At 43.2% G+C, this 673-nt stretch carries 2 protein-coding genes; one reads left to right on the plus strand and one right to left on the minus strand.

Annotation, left to right across the window (positions count from 1 at the left end; all coding sequences use genetic code 11):
- Positions 1–350: FAD-dependent oxidoreductase (locus AC3LHT_RS08170; RefSeq protein ID WP_488662545.1), on the plus strand; the 350-nt coding region annotated here is incomplete at its 5' end.
- A 5-nt stretch (positions 351–355) separates the two neighbouring features.
- On the opposite strand, the gene AC3LHT_RS08175 is transcribed toward AC3LHT_RS08170, so the two are convergent.
- Complete coding sequence (locus AC3LHT_RS08175; RefSeq protein ID WP_488662546.1) at positions 356–502, minus strand: hypothetical protein; 147 nt, start codon at positions 500–502, stop codon at positions 356–358.
- Positions 503–673: the final 171 nt, after the last annotated feature.

Consider the following 673-nt stretch of genomic DNA (forward strand, 5'->3'; position numbering starts at 1 on the left):
ACGTAAAAAAAGTCAGGTGTATAAAGATGGAACTTGGCGCTCCTGATGAATCAGGCAGGCGAAGGCCAATACCTATTGAAGGTTCAGAATTCATTGTTGAAGTCGAACTTGTTATAGAGGCCATTGGCCAAAAGGCAAACGCTGTACTTAAGACAGGTTTCCCGGGAGTAAAATTGAACCGGTGGGGGTATATTGAGGCTGAACCTGAAACAGGCAAAACAAATCTCGAAGGGGTTTTTGCAGGTGGAGATATTGTTACCGGCTCAGCAACAGTTATTGAAGCAATGGGAGCCGGCAAGCGAGCTGCAAGAGCTATCGATAGATATGTCAGTTCGCTGAAACGTATTTAATTAATTTAGATTTCACCCGCGACTTTATTGAATTTCCAGGCTGCACGGCCATAAATCTCTTCCAAGGATAACTTCCTTGAAGATATATTTTTTCCAAAAACGAGATAAGTCTTGTACTTCCTGCCACCAATGCGCCTTGCGCTTGCCAGCATTGTTGTGTTCTTCCAGCTTATTGAAGAACCTTCTATGTGCTTGTAACCTAAACCCGATACTTAAAGAACCGAGTTACGATGTTCGAGTTACGAGAGCTAAAAAGCTAAAGAACCGAGTTATGAATTATGAGTTATGAGTTAAAGAGCCGAGAACCGAGAGGACGAGAGCCG

Source organism: Kosmotoga sp., assembly GCF_982836095.1.

What these genes read in the sequence shown, in the direction of transcription:
- AC3LHT_RS08175 (WP_488662546.1), bottom strand. Translation starts at nt 502, where the DNA reads ATGCTGGCAAGCGCAAGGCGCATTGGTGGCAGGAAGTACAAGACTTAT.